General features: G+C 68.3%; 5 protein-coding genes. 2 read left to right on the top strand and 3 right to left on the bottom strand.

What is annotated here, in order from left to right; all coding sequences use genetic code 11:
• Positions 1 to 154 precede the first annotated feature (154 nt).
• Positions 155 to 490 carry a hypothetical protein gene (locus tag ACFU99_RS36945; RefSeq protein ID WP_384401026.1) on the bottom strand — a complete coding sequence of 112 codons (336 nt, stop codon included), beginning with the start codon at positions 488 to 490 and terminating at the stop codon, positions 155 to 157.
• 196 nt (positions 491 to 686) lie between these two features.
• Here ACFU99_RS36945 and ACFU99_RS36940 point away from each other — a divergent pair, with 196 nt between their 5' ends.
• Both ACFU99_RS36940 and ACFU99_RS36935 read left to right on the top strand, forming a co-directional pair.
• Positions 687 to 1,541 carry a helix-turn-helix domain-containing protein gene (locus ACFU99_RS36940; protein ID WP_384401024.1) on the top strand — a complete coding sequence of 285 codons (855 nt, stop codon included), beginning with the start codon at positions 687 to 689 and terminating at the stop codon, positions 1,539 to 1,541.
• A gap of 12 nt (positions 1,542 to 1,553) precedes the next feature.
• Positions 1,554 to 1,814, top strand: coding sequence for a DUF397 domain-containing protein (locus tag ACFU99_RS36935; protein ID WP_384401021.1), 261 nt, complete (start codon positions 1,554 to 1,556; stop codon positions 1,812 to 1,814).
• 16 nt (positions 1,815 to 1,830) lie between these two features.
• Here ACFU99_RS36935 and ACFU99_RS36930 read toward each other — a convergent pair whose 3' ends face one another.
• Together ACFU99_RS36930 and ACFU99_RS36925 are read right to left on the bottom strand one after the other, a co-directional pair.
• Positions 1,831 to 3,060, bottom strand: coding sequence for a sensor histidine kinase (locus tag ACFU99_RS36930; RefSeq protein WP_384401018.1), 1,230 nt, complete (start codon positions 3,058 to 3,060; stop codon positions 1,831 to 1,833).
• Between the two features lie 9 nt (positions 3,061 to 3,069).
• Positions 3,070 to 3,759, bottom strand: a 690-nt coding sequence (locus ACFU99_RS36925; RefSeq protein WP_384401015.1) for a response regulator transcription factor, incomplete at its 5' end; no start/stop codon positions are given.

The following is a 3,759-nucleotide window of genomic DNA, read 5'->3' as shown; positions in this document are numbered from 1 at the left end:
CCCCCTCCCTCCCGCTGCCGGCGCCGTGGACCCGGAGGGTCCGAGACGAAACCGGCAGTCGACCGAGCCGAATACCGCCCCACGCGGCAGCAGCCAACGGCACAGCAGGGCGGGCCGGGGCACTCCCGTGCGGGTCACCCCGGCCCGCCCCGCATTACGCCGCCTCGGCTCGCTCGAACGCCGGGTTCGCCGGGGGTGCGAACCACACGATGCGAGCCGTTACCCCGGACTCCCGGCCGAACCAGTGGACCGCCCGCTCGGGCGAGTTGAGCCTGTACTGCGTACGACCCCCAGCACTGACTACGTGGACGCGCCCGTCCTCGTAGGCCAGCCCCCAGGCGACGACTTCCCCGTCCGGGTCCTCCGTGTCCGTGTCCCACTCCTGGACGATGGCGAAGATGCGTGGTGCGTCAACTAGTGCGAGTGCGCAGAGTTCCTGATCGAGCGTCAAGGGATTGAACGCGGGCTGCTGTGGGGGTGTTTTGGCCATGGAAGTCTCCCGTCAGGAGGGGGATTTGGACCAGGGCGCAGTTGTGCACGCACGGCACGGCCGCGCCAGCCGAAGTGGCTCGGGTCACACCGTAGCGTGAACCTTGAGATGAATATCGAGATTTGCCGCGATGAGTCTCAACACCCTCCATTAGGGTGACGCCAACACATCTCGCCCGAGGCAGAGAGGGACCACCATGGCCCCGACCAACCGTCCACCGACTGTTCGACAGCGGCGCTTGGGTGCGGAGTTGCGCAGACTCCGCGAGCGCGTGGACCTGTCAGCCACCCAGGCGGGCGCGCTCGCCGGTGCCAACCAGTCGCGGATCAGCACCATGGAATCGGGCCGCTATGCGGTGAGCGCGAACCGGGTCCGGGAACTGGCCGCCCTGTACAACTGCGCGGACGCCGAATACGTCGCGGCACTGACGGAACTGACTGGACGTCAGTATCGAGGGTGGTGGGACCAAGAGCGGGAGGTCCTCCCCGCCGGGCTCCTCGACCTCGCCGAACTCGAACACCACGCCACACATGTGCGCATCGCGACCATGGTTCACATGCCTGGACTACTCCAGACCAGGGACCACGCGCGCGTGCTCTTCGACTCGACGGTCCCACAGCTTCCACCGCACGCCGTGGAACACCGGCTCTCGTTCCGGATCAGGCGGCAGGGAATTCTCGACGGGGACAATCCGACCCCGTTGACGGCGATCGTCCATGAGGCAGCTCTGCATATGGGATTTGGTGGCTCGGACGTAACTCGGGGCCAGCTTCAGCACCTCATCGAGATGGGAGAGCGGGAGAACGTCACGGTCATGGTGATCCCGTTCGGCGCCGGCACTCTCCACGGTTCTGGCCAGCCCATTGTCTATTTCGGCGGCTCGGTACCCCAACTCGATACGGTCCACCTCGACACTGACCACGGCAACGAACTACTCGACGCGGAAGCCCACCTCGTGAAATACCGGAGTGTGCTGGACCGCCTCGAAAGCTACGCGCTCAAACCAGAGGCATCCCGCGATCTGATCCGCAGCATCGCCCAGAGTCTCTGAAGGGAAGCAATAGTGCCGACCCACGTCTGGCAAAAGTCCTCCTACAGCCAGGAAGGAGCCAACTGCCTCTATGTCGCCGAGGCTCCCGGCGACTGGCAAACATCCTCGTACAGCGCTCAAGGTGCCAACTGTCTGAACGCAGCCGCCGAGATCCCCAACGTCATCAAGCTCCGCGAAAGCGACGCCCCCGACATCGTCCTCACCACCACCCCCGCCAGCCTCCGCACCTTCATACGCGCCGCCAAGGCAGGGCTGTACGACACCCCCAGTTAGCGGCGGGTCACCGGCGTCAGCCGACCGGCGGCAGCCAAATCATGGCGACGGCCCCGCCGCCAGCGGCGTTCGAGAAGACCAAAGTCGCGCCAATGACCTTGGCCTGGCCGGAGGCAATGGTGAGGCCGAGGCCGTGGCCGCGCCCGCGTTCGGCTGCTCCGGTGCGGAAGCGCTGCGGCCCCTCGGCGAGAAGGGCGTCGGGAAAACCGGGGCCGTGGTCGCGGACGACAACCGTCGTGCCCTCGACGGTGATCTCTACCGGGGCGGCGCCGTGTCGGTGAGCGTTGACGATCAGGTTGGCGAGGATGCGGTCGAGACGGCGGGGGTCTGTTTCCACCACGGCGGGCGGCGCGGTGTCGGCCGTAAGGCGCGCTTCGAGGCCGGTGCGGGCGAGTGAGTCCCGGACCATGTCCGGGAGGGCGATGGGCCGCAGGTCGGCGTGTTCGGCGCCGGCGTCGAGGCGGGAGATTTCCAGCAGGTCTTCGACGAGGGTGCGCAGCACTCGTACCCGGCCTCTGACGAGATCGGTGGCCTCGCTCTCGGGGATCAGTTCGGCGGAGGTGACGAGGCCCATCAACGGGGTGCGCAGTTCGTGGGCGACGTCGGCGGTGAAGCGCTGTTCGCTGCGCAGGCGGTCCTGAAGGCTGTCGGCCATCGAGTCGACGGTGGCCGAGATTTCGGTGATCTCGTCGCCCTTCCCCCGGCCGCCCGTCCCGGTTCGGGCGGCCAGGTCGCCGGAGGTGATGCGCCGGGCGGTGCGCGCCACCCGCCGCAGTCGCCGGTTGGGGAGTTCGGCGGCGAGGGCGGACAGCGGAACGATGACGGCCAGCGCGACCAGCGAGTATTTCCACATGTGCCGGTCCAGGGCGCGGCGGCTGAGCTGGTCGGGGCCCATGTCGATCGAGGTCGCCACCAGGCCATCGGGCGTCCGTTCACCGAACCACATCCGCGCCTGGTACTCGTGGCTCTCGTCGTACAGGTGGCCGTCCCCGTTCTCCCGGACCGTTCGCACCAGAGCCGCCGGCATGTCCTCGGGACCCACCAGGCGCGCCCCGCCTCTGCCCGCAAGGGCGGCGTCCAGGGCGTCGCGCGCCTTGGCCTTCCCGTCGTTCATGGACCATGCGTACGTACTGCGGTGCACCAGCAGCCCGACCGTCAGCGCGATGCCGCAGCACGCCACGGTTACCAGGAGGGCGATCTTCCAGCGCAGCGAGCGCCAGTTGAGCAGGGATCGCCGGGCTCCCATCTCAACTCCTCAGCTCTTCAACTTGTAGCCGAAGCCCCGGACCGTCTCGATGCGCCCGGCTCCGATCTTCTTCCGCAGCCGCTGCACGCACAGGTCGACCACGCGGCTGTCGCCGTCCCAGCCGTAGTCCCACACGTTGCGCAGCAGGGCCTGCCGGTCCAGGACGATGCCCGGGTGGGCGACGAATTCCAGCAGCAGCCGGAGTTCGGTGGGGGCCAGCGCGACCGGCTCGCCGCCGACGAACACCTCCAGGCCGGCCGTATCGACGGCCAGGTCCCCGAAGACGAGTCGGGCGTCCCTGTCAGGACGGGACGGGCTCTCCGGCAGGGGGACCATGGATTCGCCCGGCACCGCCATCGCGGTGCCGGGCTCCGCTGCCGCCGCGGCCGGCGCGAACGTGGCACGGCGCAGCAGGGATCGAATGCGGGCCACCAGCACGGCGGTGTCGACCGGCTTGACGACGTAGTCGTCGGCGCCCGATTCCAGGCCGGACACGATGTCCGGTGTGTCGCCGCGGGCCGACATCATCAGGATCGGGGCCGTGCTGGTCTCCCTGATCCGGCGGCACAGTCCGATGCCGTCGAGTTCCGGCAGCATGATGTCCAGCAGCAGCAGATCGTGTCCGCCTTGCCGGAACAGTTCGAGACCTGTCAGTCCGTCACCGGCGGAGGTGACACGGTAGCCGTAGCGCTCCAGCGC

Source organism: Streptomyces sp. NPDC057654 (genome assembly GCF_042800135.1).
GTDB lineage: Bacteria > Actinomycetota > Actinomycetes > Streptomycetales > Streptomycetaceae > Streptomyces.
The sequence above is the reverse complement of the archived record's forward strand: the minus strand, read 5'-3'. Positions and strand labels throughout refer to the sequence as shown.